The organism is Oceanobacillus sp. FSL K6-0118, from assembly GCF_038006665.1.
Classification (GTDB): Bacteria; Bacillota; Bacilli; order Bacillales; family Amphibacillaceae; genus Oceanobacillus; species Oceanobacillus caeni.
Genome location: NZ_JBBOVR010000001.1, coordinates 206,026 through 222,696, shown reverse-complemented (window position 1 = coordinate 222,696; position 16,671 = coordinate 206,026). Strand labels below are relative to the sequence as shown.

The 16,671-nt window shown below is 34.1% G+C and carries 19 protein-coding genes; 17 read left to right on the top strand and 2 right to left on the bottom strand.

Translation table 11 applies throughout. The annotated features are described in order from the left end of the window. The first annotated feature begins 213 nt into the window (after positions 1-213). The 11 genes from MHI02_RS01060 (at position 214) to MHI02_RS01010 (ending at position 11,002) form a co-directional block, all read left to right on the top strand. Entirely contained in the window at positions 214-492 is a 279-nt protein-coding gene (locus MHI02_RS01060; RefSeq protein WP_145524096.1) for a hypothetical protein, read from the top strand. After that, on the top strand, positions 485-676 hold the full coding sequence (locus MHI02_RS01055) for a YozQ family protein (protein ID WP_047186851.1): 192 nt from the start codon (positions 485-487) through the stop codon (positions 674-676). The genes MHI02_RS01060 and MHI02_RS01055 overlap by 8 nt, the downstream gene beginning before the upstream one ends. Before the next feature lie 41 nt (positions 677-717). Next, positions 718-966, top strand: coding sequence for an alpha/beta-type small acid-soluble spore protein (locus tag MHI02_RS01050; RefSeq protein ID WP_060668667.1), 249 nt, complete (start codon positions 718-720; stop codon positions 964-966). Positions 967-1,368: 402 nt separating this feature from the next. Next, positions 1,369-2,745, top strand: coding sequence for a tRNA uridine-5-carboxymethylaminomethyl(34) synthesis GTPase MnmE (gene mnmE, locus MHI02_RS01045; protein ID WP_047186927.1), 1,377 nt, complete (start codon positions 1,369-1,371; stop codon positions 2,743-2,745). 276 nt (positions 2,746-3,021) lie between these two features. Further along, the gene (mnmG, locus tag MHI02_RS01040; RefSeq protein WP_060668668.1) at positions 3,022-4,908 is read left to right on the top strand and encodes a tRNA uridine-5-carboxymethylaminomethyl(34) synthesis enzyme MnmG; all 1,887 of its coding nucleotides are present in this window, start codon (positions 3,022-3,024) and stop codon (positions 4,906-4,908) included. A 216-nt stretch (positions 4,909-5,124) separates the two neighbouring features. Continuing rightward, positions 5,125-5,838, top strand: coding sequence for a 16S rRNA (guanine(527)-N(7))-methyltransferase RsmG (gene rsmG / locus MHI02_RS01035; RefSeq protein WP_047186848.1), 714 nt, complete (start codon positions 5,125-5,127; stop codon positions 5,836-5,838). Positions 5,839-6,324: 486 nt separating this feature from the next. Next, on the top strand, positions 6,325-7,182 hold the full coding sequence (noc, locus tag MHI02_RS01030; RefSeq protein WP_047186847.1) for a nucleoid occlusion protein: 858 nt from the start codon (positions 6,325-6,327) through the stop codon (positions 7,180-7,182). 423 nt (positions 7,183-7,605) lie between these two features. Next, on the top strand, positions 7,606-8,379 hold the full coding sequence (locus MHI02_RS01025; RefSeq protein WP_047186846.1) for a ParA family protein: 774 nt from the start codon (positions 7,606-7,608) through the stop codon (positions 8,377-8,379). After that, positions 8,360-9,199: a ParB/RepB/Spo0J family partition protein gene (locus MHI02_RS01020; protein ID WP_047186845.1), complete on the top strand. Its 840-nt coding sequence runs from the start codon at positions 8,360-8,362 to the stop codon at positions 9,197-9,199. Before MHI02_RS01025 ends, MHI02_RS01020 begins: the two co-directional genes overlap by 20 nt. A gap of 184 nt (positions 9,200-9,383) precedes the next feature. Further along, entirely contained in the window at positions 9,384-10,001 is a 618-nt protein-coding gene (locus MHI02_RS01015) for a stage II sporulation protein M (RefSeq protein WP_047186844.1), read from the top strand. Positions 10,002-10,297: 296 nt separating this feature from the next. Continuing rightward, positions 10,298-11,002 (top strand): DUF554 domain-containing protein, encoded by a 705-nt coding sequence (locus MHI02_RS01010; RefSeq protein WP_047186843.1) that lies wholly within the window; start codon positions 10,298-10,300, stop codon positions 11,000-11,002. Between the two features lie 161 nt (positions 11,003-11,163). On the opposite strand, the gene yyaC is transcribed toward MHI02_RS01010, so the two are convergent. Continuing rightward, a complete protein-coding gene (gene yyaC, locus MHI02_RS01005) occupies positions 11,164-11,784 on the bottom strand; it encodes a spore protease YyaC (protein WP_216883791.1) in 621 nt (206 codons plus the stop codon). Positions 11,785-11,870: 86 nt separating this feature from the next. Here yyaC and MHI02_RS01000 point away from each other — a divergent pair, with 86 nt between their 5' ends. From MHI02_RS01000 to rpsR, 6 genes are all read left to right on the top strand, one after another. Beyond that, positions 11,871-12,902, top strand: a complete 1,032-nt coding sequence (locus MHI02_RS01000; RefSeq protein ID WP_204798089.1) for a YkvI family membrane protein — start codon at positions 11,871-11,873, stop codon at positions 12,900-12,902. Positions 12,903-13,054: 152 nt separating this feature from the next. Further along, positions 13,055-13,255, top strand: a complete 201-nt coding sequence (locus MHI02_RS00995) for a DUF951 domain-containing protein (RefSeq protein ID WP_047186200.1) — start codon at positions 13,055-13,057, stop codon at positions 13,253-13,255. A 222-nt stretch (positions 13,256-13,477) separates the two neighbouring features. Further along, the gene (gene ychF / locus MHI02_RS00990) at positions 13,478-14,578 is read left to right on the top strand and encodes a redox-regulated ATPase YchF (protein WP_047186188.1); all 1,101 of its coding nucleotides are present in this window, start codon (positions 13,478-13,480) and stop codon (positions 14,576-14,578) included. Between the two features lie 161 nt (positions 14,579-14,739). Further along, positions 14,740-15,030, top strand: a complete 291-nt coding sequence (rpsF, locus tag MHI02_RS00985) for a 30S ribosomal protein S6 (RefSeq protein WP_047186187.1) — start codon at positions 14,740-14,742, stop codon at positions 15,028-15,030. Between the two features lie 15 nt (positions 15,031-15,045). Next, positions 15,046-15,546 (top strand): single-stranded DNA-binding protein, encoded by a 501-nt coding sequence (ssb, locus tag MHI02_RS00980; protein ID WP_047186186.1) that lies wholly within the window; start codon positions 15,046-15,048, stop codon positions 15,544-15,546. 47 nt (positions 15,547-15,593) lie between these two features. Next, entirely contained in the window at positions 15,594-15,824 is a 231-nt protein-coding gene (gene rpsR / locus MHI02_RS00975) for a 30S ribosomal protein S18 (RefSeq protein WP_047186185.1), read from the top strand. Positions 15,825-15,922: 98 nt separating this feature from the next. Here the strand turns inward: rpsR and MHI02_RS00970 are convergent, their stop codons facing one another. Then, a complete protein-coding gene (locus tag MHI02_RS00970; protein WP_047186184.1) occupies positions 15,923-16,405 on the bottom strand; it encodes a DUF1189 family protein in 483 nt (160 codons plus the stop codon). Between the last annotated feature and the right edge of the window lie 266 nt (positions 16,406-16,671).

Here is a 16,671-nt window from a genome sequence, read left to right as displayed (position 1 = left end):
TTCTACAGGGAATCTCACTTGTTTTCTATTTATAAACACAAAAATGACGTAGGTGAGTTTTTCCCACCAACGTCATTTATTGTACAACCGTTTTTTGTTTAAAAATCGCTAATTAGCATAAATTAATATCAAATTCCTTTTTCACATTATGAATGCAATAGGAGATAAATCTAATACTATGCATAATGATTAATTGAAAAAGGAGTTTTTTTTATGGAGCAATATAACGGAGATATATTTAGTGGGGAATTTCTTGAAGACAATGAGAACTTTTATTTAACACAAGTAAAAAGTATGGAAACAGGATCTGAATTGTCTTTAACCCAGCTTATTCAATTACGTAATTATTTAGCGAAACAACAGGATAGCTTTATGCTCACAGTGAATGATCAAATACCTATCATGTTAAAAGAAGAGGAAATGGATTTATTATTAGACGATCTCTCTAACATCTTAAATATTTTAGAATACGGAGGAACTGGACATGCCTAAAAAGGATAGAACAAAATCGGTAGTAGGAGATAAGACGTATCAGCATTCGGATTATCATAGTAATGACCAGCTTTCAAAAGGGATGGCAGAGACCCATGAACAAGTTTCTGATTCGTATATGGAAGGATCAATAGAAGAACATAATATAACCGATGGTAAGGATGGGAAATTACCAAGAGAGTAATTGTCAAAGAGGTGTTCAATAATAGGGAAAAGGTGGATAAAATGGCAAAGAAAAATAAAATTCTTGTCCCAGAAGCTAGAAATGGCCTTGATCAACTTAAAGCAAAAGTAACAGAAGCGAATAGTCCAGACCAAGCTAAATATGAGGTTGCTAAAGAACATGGTATTCCGCTAAGCAACGGTTATAACGGAAATATAAAAGCAAAAGATGCTGGTAAGATTGGCGGAAATATTGGTGGAAACATGGTTAAAGAATTGGTACAAATGGCTAAAAACGAATTAAATAAATAAGATTAAAGCTCTGCAAAAAATTGCAGAGCTTTTTAATGGAAAAATATATGGTTGATAATTTTTTATAGGGCGTTATAATAAAGTGTCTGAAATATTATCCACATGTTGATAATATATTTATTGATTGTTTTTATACCGATTATTGTGGATAAGTTTATTATTTTGAATTTATGTGTTATCCTATTATGTTAGAGACTAAAATTTAAAGTTTATCCACTTAAACGGGCAGTAAGACTTCCACTTCAAGTTTCTAGGGAAATAGGGTAGGTGGTAGGTCAACTGCCCATAAAGGTTCGATAAGTACAATTAACCATCAGTGGGGATGAAGGGCAACTCCTACTGATGGAAGTTTTCTTTATAATATAGATTAGTGTTGAGGAAATGTTGGAGGTGAAGGTAATGATGGAGGCAGATACAATTACTGCAATTTCAACCCCAATTGGTGAAGGGGCCATTGCGATTGTTAGATTAAGTGGGAAAGAAGCAATTCAAATAACGGCTAAGGTATTTAAGGGGAAAGATTTATTGAATGTGGATTCGCATACGATTAATTATGGGAAAATCATCAATCCGGAAACGAAGGAATTAGTGGATGAAGTGATGGTTTCCATCATGCATGCGCCTAAGACATTTACTCGCGAAGATGTAGTAGAAATCAATTGTCATGGTGGTATGGTGGCAGTTAATCGTATTTTAGATTTATTATTATCGAATGGTGCTAGACTTGCAGAACCGGGTGAGTTTACGAAAAGAGCATTTTTAAATGGACGAATTGACTTATCTCAGGCGGAAGCAGTAATGGATTTAATTCGAGCCAAAACAGATAAAGCAATGAATGTGGCATTAAAACAAATGGATGGTAGATTATCAGGTCTCATTCAACGTTTACGACAAGATTTACTAGAAACGGTTGCTCATGTTGAGGTAAATATTGATTATCCAGAATACGATGATGTGGAAGAAATGTCGCATGAAATGATGCGAACAAAAACGAAAGAAGTTCATGCTGAAATAGAAAAGCTTTTAGAAGTAGCAAAACAAGGGAAAATTTTACGAGAAGGTCTTGGAACTGCTATTATAGGTAGACCAAACGTAGGGAAATCTTCTTTAATGAATACACTTGTTCAAGAAAATAAAGCAATTGTTACAGAGGTTCCGGGCACTACCCGTGATATTATAGAAGAATATGTAAATGTAAGAGGGGTTCCATTACGATTAATAGACACAGCTGGTATCCGAGAAACAGAGGATATTGTTGAAAGAATTGGTGTGGAACGATCAAGACAAGTATTAAAAGAATCAGATCTCATTTTATTTGTTTTGAATTATAATGAAGAACTATCTGAAGAAGATATTCGATTATTCGAAGCAGTAAAAGGTCTAGAATATATCGTAATCGTAAATAAAACAGACTTGGAGAAAAAACTCGATCTGGAGCAGGTTAAAGAACTTGCTCATGGTAAACTATTGGTTACTACCTCATTATTACAAGAGGAAGGTATTAACGAATTGGAAAAGGCTATTGCCAACACGTTCTTTTCTGGTGAAATTGATGCTGGCGATATGACGTATGTTTCAAATGTTCGACATATACAACTATTAAATAAAGCCAAAAAAGCCTTAGAAGATGCGATGGAGGGCATTGAACTTGGGATGCCTTTAGATATTGTTCAAATAGATGTGACAAGAACATGGGAATTTCTTGGTGAAATTATAGGTGATACAGCTAGTGATAGTTTGATTGATCAATTATTTTCACAATTTTGTTTAGGAAAATAAAAATAATAGTGGTTGTTCAAAAGGGAGGATGAAAAGGACCGAGGTCGGCTAAAGTCGCAACGTCCTGGGGCTCCGATTACTCGCCCCACCGTAAAGATTTGTTGCAACGCCGACACTAGCACGTCCTGTGCGTCGCAGTTCGAGGCGGCGTAGCTCCCGTTACCGGAACGTATGCAGTTAATACGTAGGGAACGGTGTGTCTTGCCAACTAGAAACGTCGAAGTGTCATTTTCACCGGACTTTTTGAACATATTCTTATAGAGAGGATGAAAATATATGACATACAATGCAGGACGTTATGATGTCATCGTTGTAGGTGCTGGTCATGCTGGTGTAGAAGCTGGTGTTGCGGCAGCACGAATGGGAGCAAAGACATTAATGCTCACACTAAATTTAGATATGATCGCTTTTATGCCATGTAATCCATCCATTGGGGGTCCTGCAAAAGGTATTGTTGTTCGTGAAGTGGATGCTCTAGGTGGAATCATGGGCAAAATGATTGATAAAACCTATATTCAAATGCGTATGCTAAATACTGGGAAGGGCCCCGCGGTACAGGCATTGCGTGCACAAGCGGATAAAGCTTTATATAGTAGAGAAATGAAAAAGTTAATTGAAAATGAAAAGAATTTAACTATACGTCAGGCAATGGTGGAAGAAATTATTGTAGAAGACGGGGTATGTAAAGGAGTTATAACAGAAACTCATGCTGCTTATTATGCAGATGCAGTTATTTTGACTACTGGGACATACATGCGTGGTAAAGTATTGATGGGGGACCTTGAATATGAAAGTGGTCCAAACAACCAACGCCCATCCCTTAAATTATCAAGTAATTTAGAAGCATTAGGATTGGAATTGGTTAGATTTAAAACGGGAACTCCACCACGTGTAAACCATCATACGATTGATTATTCCAAAACGGAGATTCAACCAGGGGATGAAAATCCTAAATATTTTTCATATGAAACAACGGAAAATTTGGTTGAACAAATCCCATGTTGGTTAACTTATACGAATGAATTTACTCACCAAGTTATTAACGATAATTTAGGGTTATCTGCTATGTATTCAGGGGCTAAACGAGGAACAGGTCCACGTTATTGCCCATCTATTGAAGATAAAATTGTTCGTTTTAATGATAAACCTCGTCATCAAGTGTTTTTAGAACCTGAAGGAAGAAACACAGAAGAGGTTTATGTACAAGGATTGTCTACCTCATTACCAGAGGCGGTTCAGCATAAGGTTGTCCGTTCTATTCCTGGTTTAGAAAATGCTGAAATCATGCGTCCTGGTTATGCCATTGAATATGATGCAGTAGTTCCAACACAATTATGGCCAACACTTGAAACAAAGGCAATCCCCGGACTATTTACAGCTGGACAAATTAATGGTACATCTGGATATGAAGAAGCAGCTGGTCAAGGTATTATGGCTGGTATTAATGCAGTTAGAAAAGTATTTGAGAAAGAGCCTATTATTTTAGATAGATCACAAGGTTATATTGGGGTTATGATTGATGACCTTGTTACTAAAGGAACGAACGAACCCTATCGTTTATTAACTTCTCGTGCGGAATATCGTTTATTGCTAAGACATGATAATGCAGATTTACGTTTAACAGATATAGGATATGAAATTGGTTTAATTTCGGAAGAACGCTATGAAAAATTCCTTAACAAAAAACGTTTAATTGAGGAAGAAAAAGCTCGCTTGAAAACAGTAACGATTAAACCAACCGAAACAGTCTTACAAATGATGAGTGAAGCAGGGGCATCACCATTAAAAGAGCCGACAAAAGCGTATGATTTATTGAAGAGACCGGAACTCGAATATGAAAATATCGAAGGAATCATTGAGTCGAACCCTGAGTTAAATAATGAAGTAAAAGATCAAGTAGGTATTCAAATTAAATATGAAGGGTATATTAAAAAGGCAATCGACCAAGTAAGACGTATGCTAAAAATGGAGGATAAGAAGATCCCAGAAAACATTGATTATGATGCTATTAGTGGTTTAGCAACAGAAGCTAGACAAAAACTAAAGAAAATCCAACCATTGTCTATTGGTCAAGCATCACGAATTTCAGGGGTAAACCCAGCTGATATTTCCATTTTACTTGTGTATATTGAACAAGGAAATATAGCAAGAGTCGCTAATTAATAGAATGAATTTGTCCATTAGCCAAAGACGGTTAATGGACGACTTTACATATGTAACATAAATTTTAAAAAACTTGGCATTCACTATTAGGCTGGGTGAATGCCTTAGTTGCACTTTTGCAGATTTTTACGTCGGTGCGAGTAATCGGAGCCCCAGAAAGAAAGTCTTATACTTTCCTACCTGCCAAATTAGTATAATAAAGGAGTTTATTACTCTATGAACCCAGAACAATTTGAAAATGCCTTAAAGGAAAAGGGAATAGAATTAACTAAAAAACAACTAGATCAATTTGCCGAGTATTATAAAATCCTTGTGGAATGGAATGAAAAAATTAATTTAACCGCACTAACAAGTGAAGAAGATGTTTATTTAAAACATTTTTATGACTCTATTTCTGCTAGCTTTTTTTATGATTTTACTAAGGAGCAGACTTTATGTGACGTTGGAGCGGGAGCTGGTTTTCCAAGTATTCCTTTGAAAATTGTTTTTCCAAACATAAAGGTGACTATTGTTGATTCATTACAAAAACGTATTGGGTTTTTAAATCATCTTGCAGCTCAACTAGACTTAACAAACATAGCATTTTACCATGATCGGGCCGAAACATTTGGGAAAAATAAGGATCATAGGGAATCATTCGATATTGTTACTGCTAGAGCTGTTGCGCGTATGTCGGTATTAAGTGAACTTTGTCTACCATTGGTTAAAAAGGGTGGGAAATTCATTGCAATGAAAGGCGCACAAGCAACAGATGAATTATCGGATGCGAAGAAAGCCATTGACTTATTAGGTGGGGAGGTAGAGGAATCACATACATTCTTACTTCCAGAAGAGGAAAGTGAGCGAAATGTCATTTTGATTCACAAAAAAGGAAAAACACCAAATAAATATCCAAGAAAGCCTGGCACACCAAATAAAATGCCATTATAATGAACGAATTTAAACATAATTTTTCTTGCTTGTTGTCTAGGAAGTTATAAAATTTGTATGGCTGTGGCTAACTTAGATACAGAAATAGCCACGTCCGGCTCCAGCGCCCAGCGACTAGCGAGACTTCCTTCACCTCCGTACGATAAGTCAACATCGACTCACTCCGTTCGTCGTGTTTCCTTTATCTCCTACGGCTCAGTCCAGTCCGTACGTCGCTAAACGGGCGCTTGCGCCTTTGTTCTGTAAAACTAGGTATTTGCCAAAGGACTTGGCGAATGCCTAGTTTTCTAATAATGTTAACTTTTTGATGCCTTTATAAGTCTATATATGGTAAAATGGAATGTGAGATTAATACCAATCTAGTCGTATATAATTAGTTTCATATACTGAATTTTTATTATATATATTTAAAGCAAATTGTTTCACGTGAAACAATTTTTTACATAGATAAAAACTAGTCTTATAGAATTTAAGGTGGTGTCAAATGTGGTGCATCCTTTTAATCGATTTTTTGGATTGGGCGATAAAACATCTTCCAAAGACATAGATGAGGAATCTTACCAGTCAGATGAAGTAATTCAACTTCCTGTAAAAGATATAATACCAAACCGTTATCAGCCGAGGTCTATTTTTGATAATGAAAAAATTCAGGAATTAGCGCAAACGATTCATACACATGGGATGATACAACCGATTGTTGTTAGAAAATATGAAAATGATCAATATGAAATAATTGCTGGTGAGAGAAGATGGAGAGCTGTCCAATCATTGGGCTGGGAAACAATCTCTGCTATTGTACGTGAAATGACTGATACAGAAACGGCTTCAGTTGCTTTAATTGAGAACTTACAACGTGAAGAATTAACAGTAATAGAGGAAGCCTTCGCATACTCTAAATTATTAGAAATGCATTCATTAACCCAAGAAGCGCTAGCACAAAGGCTTGGAAAAAATCAATCTACCATTGCTAATAAATTACGGCTTTTAAAACTCCCAAAAGAAGTACAAGATGCATTATTGAATAAATTAATTACAGAACGACATGCTAGAGCTTTAATTAAACTTAAAGACGAAGAAAAACAAAATAAAATTTTACAAATTATTATTGAAAATGAATTGAATGTGAAACAAACAGAAGAACGAGTTGCAAAAATGCAGGAGCCGAAAGAACCTAAAAAGAAACGTCCGAAACTAAAAGGTATTAATAAAGATATTCGTATTGCAATGAACACCATTCGGCAATCATTGAGTATGGTTACCAAAACTGGTGTGGATGTAGAATCCGATGAAAAGGAATTTGATGAGTACTATCAAATAACTGTAAAAATACCGAAAAAGAAATAGCAATTATACACTTCTAATCTAACCCATCTTACAGATATAAGGTGGGTATTTGTATAGGATTAAGAAATATAATTTTCCACTAGGCTATTCTTTATAAAGAGGCTGTGGTTACTTGGCAGATGGGAAAGTATAAAACTTTCTTTCTGGGGTCCTCCACTGTAAAGATTTGCATAAGTACAACTATGTCATTCTCCCAGCTTAATAGAGAATGCCAAATTTTCTAATTCAACCGAATAAATTTGTCAGTTAATTACTCAGCTACGTAAAGATTTTTATATAGAGTAGCTGCCTGCAGAAAGCTAATTAGCAAAGTATACCCAAACAGCCTTTAACTATAAGGATATGAAAAAAGTGTAAATAATATAACCGTTTTAATAGAAAGAGTGATAGAATAACAGTATATAGTTTTAGGAAGGTGTCAACATGGGGAAAATAATGTCCATCGCTAATCAAAAAGGTGGCGTAGGAAAAACAACTTCATCGGTGAATTTAAGTGCATGTCTTGCCCACTTAGGAAATAAAGTGTTATTAATCGATACAGATCCACAAGGGAATGCAACAAGTGGAGTAGGGGTTAATAAGGCAGATGTTAGTCATTGTATATATAATGTCCTTGTTGATGATGTAGAAGCAGAGGATGTTATCATTTCAACTAATGTAAATAATTTAGATTTAATTCCGGCTACCATTCAACTAGCTGGTGCAGAAATTGAACTCGTTCCAGTCATATCTAGGGAAATTCGTTTAAAAAGAGCATTAGAAAGTATAAAGGATTCTTATGACTATATAATAATAGATTGTCCTCCTTCGTTAGGCTTACTCACTTTAAATGCTCTAACAGCTTCAGATACAATCATTATTCCGGTTCAATGTGAATATTATGCTTTGGAAGGTTTAAGCCAATTATTGAATACCATTCGGTTAGTTCAAAAACATTTAAATAAATCATTAATGATTGAAGGAGTACTTCTAACGATGTTAGATGCCCGAACAAATTTGGGGCTTCAAGTAATCGAAGAGGTTAAGAAGTATTTTCAAGATAAAGTATATCAATCTATCATTCCAAGAAATGTACGATTAGGTGAAGCGCCTAGTCATGGACAACCAATTATTACGTATGATCCAAAATCAAAAGGAGCAGAAGTATATCTTGAATTAGCAAAGGAAGTGGTGGCTAGTGGCGAAAGGGTTGGGTAAAGGTATAAGTGCATTATTCCCAGAAGTCGAAGATACAGGTAAAGCTTCCGTTCAGGAGATAGCTATTAAAGAGTGTAGGCCAAATCCGTATCAGCCGAGAAAAACGTTTCATGCTGATGCTATTGAGGAGTTAAAAGAGTCTATCATTCAACACGGCATTCTTCAGCCGATTATTGTACGTCAAAGTATAAAAGGGTTTGAAATTGTAGTAGGGGAAAGACGATTCCGAGCTGCAAAAGAGGCTGGATTAAAGAAAGTTCCTGCCATCGTTAAAGAACTAACAGATGAAAAAATGATGGAGCTTGCTTTATTGGAGAATTTACAGCGAGAGGATTTAACACCAATTGAGGAAGCACAAGCTTATTCGAATTTAATGAATGAGCTAGGCATTACCCAGGAGGACTTGTCAAAGCGACTAGGAAAAAGTAGATCCCATATTGCTAATATGGTTCGCTTATTATCATTACCAGAAAATATTGTTGCTTATATTAACAATGGAGAGCTCTCTATGGGGCATGGTAGAGCATTACTTGGTTTAAAAGATAAAGAACGGTTGATTCCTTTAGTTAATAAAATCAGAAGTGAGAAGTTAAATGTTAGACAAGTTGAAAGGTTAATTTCTACTTTAAATGAAAAACAGCCAATAAAGAAGAAGGATAATCCTAAAAAGGATATATTCCTTGCAGAAAGGGAATCTGTTCTACGTGACCATCTAGGTACAGCTGTATCTATTCATCGTGGAAAACGTAAAGGGAAAATTGAAATAGAATTTTATACAGATGATGATCTTGAGAGAATTATTGAGTTATTAGAAAAATAATAAGAAATGAATGAAGGCTGATGTAAAACATCAGCCTATTTTGGTGTTAGGAAGGTTATCTTACATAAGTACAACTAAGTGTTAAATGTCCATAAAGATGTTTCATTTAAAATAATGTTGTTAAAAGCTACAATCTTTTTATTCCATTAAAGGTACAGATGGTTGGGTAAATTAATTAAGTGAGGTGGTTACTATACCAAATGTAGTTAATAAAACTGTTTTTAAAAGATCAATTAAGTTTTTAATAATTGCTGTAGTACTAACAACTGTTGCAACGGTAATAACATACATAATCAATCCGGATTTAAAAGAAATAACAGAAGGAATTGGAAATAATTTACCGGATCAAGTGAAAGAATCTAATGGTATTAAGAAAGTATGGTCATTTATTGTTAATAACGGATTTATGGTTCCTTTACAAATGCTTATCTTGGCTTCAATTCCAATACAATTTCTATATCTCTTGAATATAATTTCAACTGTTTCTCTTCCCGGAATTCTTTTTGGGATTGCTTTAAAGGCCAATTTCAAAAAAGGCCTTGGCATAATCATTTCAACTATCCCTCATTATATTTTTGAGGTTTACGCCTTTTGTTTACTTGCTGCAGTTCTATTTGAATTAAATCAAGTTGTTAGAGTTAAAATAAGAAGTGTATTTAAGGCAGACGAAGTAGAAACATCCCTAATAATGAAGGTTCTAGAGACAATAAAGATTTACTTCCTTTTAATTTTACCGATAATTATTATGGCGGCATTTTTGGAAACTTATATAGCTGATATTATATTTAGCTTATTTGAATAGCAGATTTTAATAAAAGGAGTGTGAATGTGCAATGCACCTTCCATATTTTCGGATGGTGTATTGCACATTTTTAGTTCGAAAAATAAATAACTTTATTGACATTTCATACTAAGGTGTTCGCTCAGTAGTAATTTCCAGGCTTTCCAAGTGTTCGACAAATTATATGAGAATATAAGTTTTTTAAACATAAATTGTTCCACGTGAAACAATTTGTTATTCTTATAAGAAGGAAAAAATAGTTTAGGTGTTAGTTCTTCATAAATTAATCTTTTTAAAAAATAGGGGATGTTGAGAGAATGGCGTTGTTTGGTACTTTAGTTAATGGGGGATTAATTATTCTGGGGTCTATTATAGGCTTGTTTTTTACTAAAATTCCAGAAAGAATGAAAGAAACAGTTATGCAAGGAATTGGACTAGCAATTATTTTGATAGGATTACAGATGGCCTTTTCCACAGAGCAAATTATTATCGTTCTACTAAGTTTATTAACAGGTGGTATTTTAGGAGAATTAATCAATGTGGAAGAATGGCTTAATAGATTTGGGAATTGGTTAGGAAGTAAATTTACAACAAAAAATGAAAAAATAAGTGTTTCGCAAGGATTTGTAACAGCAACTTTAATCTTCTGTATTGGAGCTATGGGTATCATTGGTGCATTAGATGGCGGAATTAGAAATGATCATGAAGTATTAATTACGAAAGGGATATTAGATGGTTTTACTTCTTTAGTTTTAACTACTACGCTCGGATTTGGAGTTATATTTTCAGTTGTTCCTGTTGTACTATACCAAGGATTTATTGCATTATTCGCTACACAAATTGAAAAATTCCTACCAGAGGCTTTTTTAAATGGTTTAATCACGGAATTGACTGCGGTTGGAGGGTTAATGATTGTGGCAATTGGATTAAATATGTTGAAAATCACTCAAATAAGAATTGGAAATTTACTTCCAGCTATCGTTTCCGTCGTAGTCATTTTTTACATATACCAATTATTCTAACGAGAGAGATAAAAAGTTGGTTGCACTTATGCAGAAAGAAGGTTTTATACATTTCTATCTGCTAAAAAGATACACCATGATGTTAGGTTAAATATCCCATCACGTGTATCTTTTTTTATGAAGGTAATTCTGCTGTCTGTAAACGTCCGATAAGTTCTTCTTTATATTGTTCGTTTCTCCTCTGAATTGCTCCTTAATACAATGGACATTGGGTAGTGGTGTTTTAAATGTTGATCAATAAAATCTAAAACATTCGCCAACTGTTTTGCCATATCCATTACAAATGATAGTCTTGTATTTTGTAAGACTGAATATTCCATAAAGCCCCCAATATTAACAACCGCAGTAATGTGCATGTCGCCGACTAGAGGGAGGGTTTTATTTAATGCTGCACCTGGTTTTAGTGGCCCTTTTGCAGCGATTAAATGTCCAATGGAACTATTTTTCCCTAAGCAGGCATCAATAGCAATAATGTAAGGATTTTTATGCTTTTCCATAATCATTTCCATTGTTTCATGGAGATTGGTTGCATGCACTGGCTGATGTAATGTTCCATATACAGTCATATGTTTAAGCTTTAACTCATTTAAGAAGGTGCCAGTTAGTGGGCCTAGTGAATCACCCGTGGAACGATCTGTCCCGATACATACGATGACATAATCTCGGGGGATTTCCGGCATCCAAGATATGATTTTTTCACTCATTCTTTGATTTAGCGATGGATCGGTATATAACATGCGGAAATTTTCATTAAAATTACTAAATCGTCTTTTTAGACTCATAGCTTATCCTCCAAAATCATATTGGTATAGTATACGGAAATTTTTATTTTTCTATACATGGATTATTAAATATTGGAGGATATTAAATGATAAAAGCGGGCATAAAGTGGATGTTTTTGATCATCGGTACAACAATTGGGGCAGGGTATGCATCCGGGAGGGAAATATGGCAGTTTTTTGGTCATGAAAGTGGACTTGCTATTCTTTTATTTGCTATCTTTTTTATGATTTGCTGTGCAGTCATCATGTATGTAAGTTATCATCATAAGTCTAATCAATATTTACCAGTATTAAAAGAAATTGTTGGAATACGTTTAACGAAGTTTTATGATTTTATGATTTTTTTCTACTTGTTCTCTGTTACCGTTGTTATGATTGCTGGAAGTGGGGCAACGGGACAAGCTTTTAATTTTTCAAAATGGTGGGGAATAATTATCATTGTCATCGTCTTAATTTTACTATTTATGAAAAATATTAATGGACTCCTATCTATTAATTTATTGATTATGCCGATTTTAATAGGTGGGTTACTATTTATTTTAATGAAGTTTATTAATGATCAAGATTTGCAATTATTTTCTCATTGGCATGAACAACGAAATTGGGCGACCGTATTTCCATTTACTGCATTAAATATCTTACCTTTAATAGCAGTACTAGGAGCAGTAGGAGATAAAGTCAAAACAAAAGGGGAAATATATATTGCAAGTATTGGAAGTGGGTTAATACTAGGGGTCATTACTTATATTTATAACAATAGTCTTATTCAAATAGCAGACGAAATTTTGTTATATGAAATTCCTTTGTTTGCCATATTAAAGGATTATCCATTTGAAATTTTAATCTTTATGTCTGTTATGTTATGGTTTGCTATTTTAACTACTGCTGCATCTGGAGTGTTAGGTATTGTTACACGTATACAGGAGAATTTTAATCAACCATTTTCTTTACTTGTAATTGTAACCCTTTTGCTTATGGTCCCTCTTACAACTTTTGGATTTTCTCAATTAATAAGTGTTTTATATCCATTGTATGGTATCTTAAATTTATATGTTTTAACGCGATTACTATTATTTCCGTTATGGCTGAGAAAGGATAGGAATCATAAATTACGATAATAAATCGATAGGCATTTCTATTCATTTTAAGTTATAATAAATATAATAGAGATCCAGTAGTTAAGGAAGGTAAGGCTTCGTTATATGTTGACGTAAGCCTTACTTCTATGTCTGCAGGAGAATGGTATTCATTGAAAAAAGGAGTGGCTAAATTGGTAGAAAAAGAATTCGGATTAAATGATGTAGTACAAATGAAGAAGCCTCATCCATGTGGAGAAAATAAATGGAGAATCATTCGTATGGGCATGGATATTCGGATTAAATGTTTAGGTTGTAGTCATAGCGTGATGCTTCCTAGAAGAGAGTTTACGAAGAAAATGAAAAAAGTACTAGAAAGAGCAGAAACAGAATAAGAAAAAGATCGTTTTTAGATAGACGGATATCTAACTAAAATGATAAAATGTCATAGTATAAGTGTTAAAAATCGTAAATTACTAGGTATATAAAGCAAAAATAGGTATAGGTAGCATGCCTATTTTTGCTTTTTGTTTATTTGTCTTTCTTCGTATGAATCATCTATAATTAGTTTATCGAACGCGTTCTATATGAAAGAATCCTTAAGGAGTGGAATTTTAATGGCATTAACAGCAGGAATTGTAGGACTACCGAATGTAGGAAAATCAACATTATTTAATGCAATAACGCAAGCAGGGGCAGAAGCAGCAAATTATCCATTTGCTACCATTGATCCGAATGTAGGAATTGTAGAAGTTCCTGATGAGCGTTTAAATAAATTAACGGAATTAGTTAAACCAAAGAAAACCGTACCGACAACATTTGAATTTACAGATATTGCCGGTATTGTTAAGGGTGCGAGCAAAGGAGAAGGACTAGGAAACCAATTTCTTTCGCATATCCGTCAAGTTGATGCTATTTGTCAAGTTGTTCGTTGTTTTGAAGATGAAAATATTACCCACGTATCTGGTAAAGTGGATCCAATTGATGATATCGAAGTCATTAATCTAGAATTAATTTTAGCTGACCTTGAAACAGTGAACAAACGTTATCAACGTGTTGAGAAGCTAGCTAAACAAAAGGATAAAGATGCTATAGCTGAATTTGATGTTCTTTCTAAATTAAAAGCAGGTTTAGAAGAAGAAAAACCTGCTCGTGCATTAGAGTTTGGTGAAGAACAATGGAAAATTGTAAAAGGATTACATCTATTAACCAGTAAACCAATTCTTTACGTAGCGAATGTCAGTGAAGATGAAGTAGCCAATGCGGATTCTAATAAAAACGTTCAATTAGTAAGAGATTATGCTGCTAAAGAAAATGCAGAAGTAATTGTTATTTGTGCGAAAATTGAAGAGGAAATATCTGAGTTAGAACAGGAAGAAAAGGAAATGTTTCTAGAAGAACTAGGGATTAGTGAATCTGGCTTGGATAAATTAATTAAAGCTTCCTATAGTCTATTAGGACTTGCAACATATTTTACGGCAGGTGAACAAGAAGTTCGTGCATGGACTTTTAGAAAAGGAATCAAAGCACCACAAGCAGCTGGAATTATTCATTCTGATTTTGAACGTGGTTTTATTCGTGCCGAAACGGTTTCTTATGAGGACCTTCTAGAAGCAGGTACTATGGGGAATGCAAGAGAAAAAGGAAAAGTACGCTTAGAAGGTAAAGATTATATCGTTCAAGATGGAGATGTTATACATTTCCGCTTTAATGTTTAATTATAAAAAGGATAATATGTATCATAAATCAGGATCTCTCGAATGCTTGTCTTTTATAAAAAAATTTGATATAATACATTATTGTGAGTAATTAAATCTAAAATTGCTCCTTGCTCTTTTTTTAAAAAAAGGGCCGCTAAGACCAAAAGGAGGTGTAACGGATGAGAAAATATGAAATCATGTACATCATCCGCCCAGACATGGAAGAGGAAGCTCAAAAAGGTTTAATTGAGCGTTTCAACACAGTTTTAACTGACAATGGGGCGGAGATTGAAAAAGTAAAAGAAGTAGGTAAAAAACGCCTAGCTTATGAAATTGAAGACTATCGTGATGGATATTATGTCTTAATTAACTTTAGCGGTGATGAAAATTCAGTTAATGAATTCGATCGTTTAGCTAAATTTAGTGATGATATTATTCGTCATATGGCAGTTCGAGAAGATGATCAATAATAAGGAGTGGTTCTGATGTTAAATCGTGTCGTATTAGTAGGCAGATTAACGAGGGATCCTGATTTACGTTATACACCAACTGGAGTTGCTGTTGCTAACTTTACTTTAGCAGTGAATCGCCCTTTTACGAATCAACAAGGAAATCGTGAAGCTGACTTTATTAACTGTGTTGCGTGGCGCCGGCAAGCTGAGAATCTAGCTAACTATATGAAAAAAGGAAGTATGGTTGGGGTAGATGGGCGTGTACAAACACGTAGTTATGAAGGTCAGGATGGTAAAACCGTATATGTAACAGAGGTTCTAGCCGAAAGTATACAGTTTTTAGAATCAAGAGGTTCTGCTACGGGTGGACAAAGCGCATCAGGATTTCAACCGAATCAAAATCAGAACCAATTTCAGCCTAATCATAATCAGTTTCAACCGAATCAAAATCAGCCAAACCAAAACCAACCAGAGGACCCATTCAGTAATAATGGGGAACCTATTGATATATCAGATGATGATTTACCATTCTAAAGGATCGCTCTTTAGAAGGAATGAAATTAACGGAAGGAGTGTTCTACATGGCAGCTCGTCGTGGTCGTGCTAAACGCCGTAAAGTTTGTTACTTTACTGCTAACGGAATTACACACATCGATTATAAAGACGTTGATTTATTAAGACGTTTCATTTCTGAACGTGGAAAGATTCTTCCTCGTCGTGTAACTGGAACTTCTGCTAAATACCAACGTAAATTAACAAAAGCAATCAAACGCGCTCGTCAAATGGCTTTATTGCCATATGTTGCGGATTGATTAATAAAACCTCTAATCATATTGATTAGAGGTTTTTGTTTGTAGATAAGGTATATAAACTTTCTTATCTTCCTTTAGCTTCTTAATAATTGGTTATTCTAAATTCTCCTCTTTGGATAATGTAATATCATTTTACATAGAAGAACTGCTGAATAGATAAATGCTATCATTAAATAACTGTCATCCACAGTGAAAAATATGGAAATAATGGTGTATAAAAGAAATGGGATAGTAATGGTAAATGCAGTCATTTTCCATAATAAGGAGTAGTGTAATTTTCTATTTAGTATTTTTGATAATAATTTTCCCAGATAGGATGTAATAAAGATTATCCCAAATACAATAATAGTAAGTGGGAGATAATAAAAAATAAAAAAGTAGATAAGTGTAAAAACGAAATTCATATCTGAGCCAAAACGATCCATGTCTGTTAAACGATGGATGAACGATGGGATGGAAGTAAGAAATAATATCAATAATATATAAAAGATAGCAATGTCTAATCCTACCCGATTAAGTTGAAACATGGCCTTTTTATTTGGAAGCTTTACACTATTTAAAAATACGTTCCAGAAAATCATGAAGTTCATTCCTATTCTATAAATTAATCATAGCTATATTATAGTAGATTTTTTCACTAAAATCGTATATAACCTCTTCTTTTGTATGTAATTGTTTTTATAGCGTAATTATAATTTAATACTGTTAACAAAATGTTACATTTAAAGAAATAGGGTTTTTGCGTTATAATGGAATGTAGGATTTAAAAAGAAGAGAAATAAGAAGGTTTATATTTTCCCTCTATATTAGACAACAAATTCAGTAGTGTATGTTATCATATAGGTTG

Excerpts from the sequence above, each read along its gene's own strand:
- MHI02_RS00970 (WP_047186184.1), bottom strand. The coding sequence starts at position 16,405 with ATGATTTTCTGGAACGTATTTTTAAATAGTGTAAAGCTTCCAAATAAA.
- MHI02_RS01000 (WP_204798089.1), top strand. The coding sequence starts at position 11,871 with ATGATAAAAGCGGGCATAAAGTGGATGTTTTTGATCATCGGTACAACA.
- MHI02_RS01055 (WP_047186851.1), top strand. The coding sequence starts at position 485 with ATGCCTAAAAAGGATAGAACAAAATCGGTAGTAGGAGATAAGACGTAT.
- mnmG (WP_060668668.1), top strand. The coding sequence starts at position 3,022 with ATGACATACAATGCAGGACGTTATGATGTCATCGTTGTAGGTGCTGGT.
- MHI02_RS01025 (WP_047186846.1), top strand. The coding sequence starts at position 7,606 with ATGGGGAAAATAATGTCCATCGCTAATCAAAAAGGTGGCGTAGGAAAA.
- ychF (WP_047186188.1), top strand. The coding sequence starts at position 13,478 with ATGGCATTAACAGCAGGAATTGTAGGACTACCGAATGTAGGAAAATCA.
- rpsR (WP_047186185.1), top strand. The coding sequence starts at position 15,594 with ATGGCAGCTCGTCGTGGTCGTGCTAAACGCCGTAAAGTTTGTTACTTT.
- mnmE (WP_047186927.1), top strand. The coding sequence starts at position 1,369 with ATGGAGGCAGATACAATTACTGCAATTTCAACCCCAATTGGTGAAGGG.
- MHI02_RS01010 (WP_047186843.1), top strand. The coding sequence starts at position 10,298 with ATGGCGTTGTTTGGTACTTTAGTTAATGGGGGATTAATTATTCTGGGG.
- MHI02_RS01050 (WP_060668667.1), top strand. The coding sequence starts at position 718 with ATGGCAAAGAAAAATAAAATTCTTGTCCCAGAAGCTAGAAATGGCCTT.
- MHI02_RS01060 (WP_145524096.1), top strand. The coding sequence starts at position 214 with ATGGAGCAATATAACGGAGATATATTTAGTGGGGAATTTCTTGAAGAC.
- rpsF (WP_047186187.1), top strand. The coding sequence starts at position 14,740 with ATGAGAAAATATGAAATCATGTACATCATCCGCCCAGACATGGAAGAG.
- yyaC (WP_216883791.1), bottom strand. The coding sequence starts at position 11,784 with ATGAGTCTAAAAAGACGATTTAGTAATTTTAATGAAAATTTCCGCATG.
- ssb (WP_047186186.1), top strand. The coding sequence starts at position 15,046 with ATGTTAAATCGTGTCGTATTAGTAGGCAGATTAACGAGGGATCCTGAT.
- rsmG (WP_047186848.1), top strand. The coding sequence starts at position 5,125 with ATGAACCCAGAACAATTTGAAAATGCCTTAAAGGAAAAGGGAATAGAA.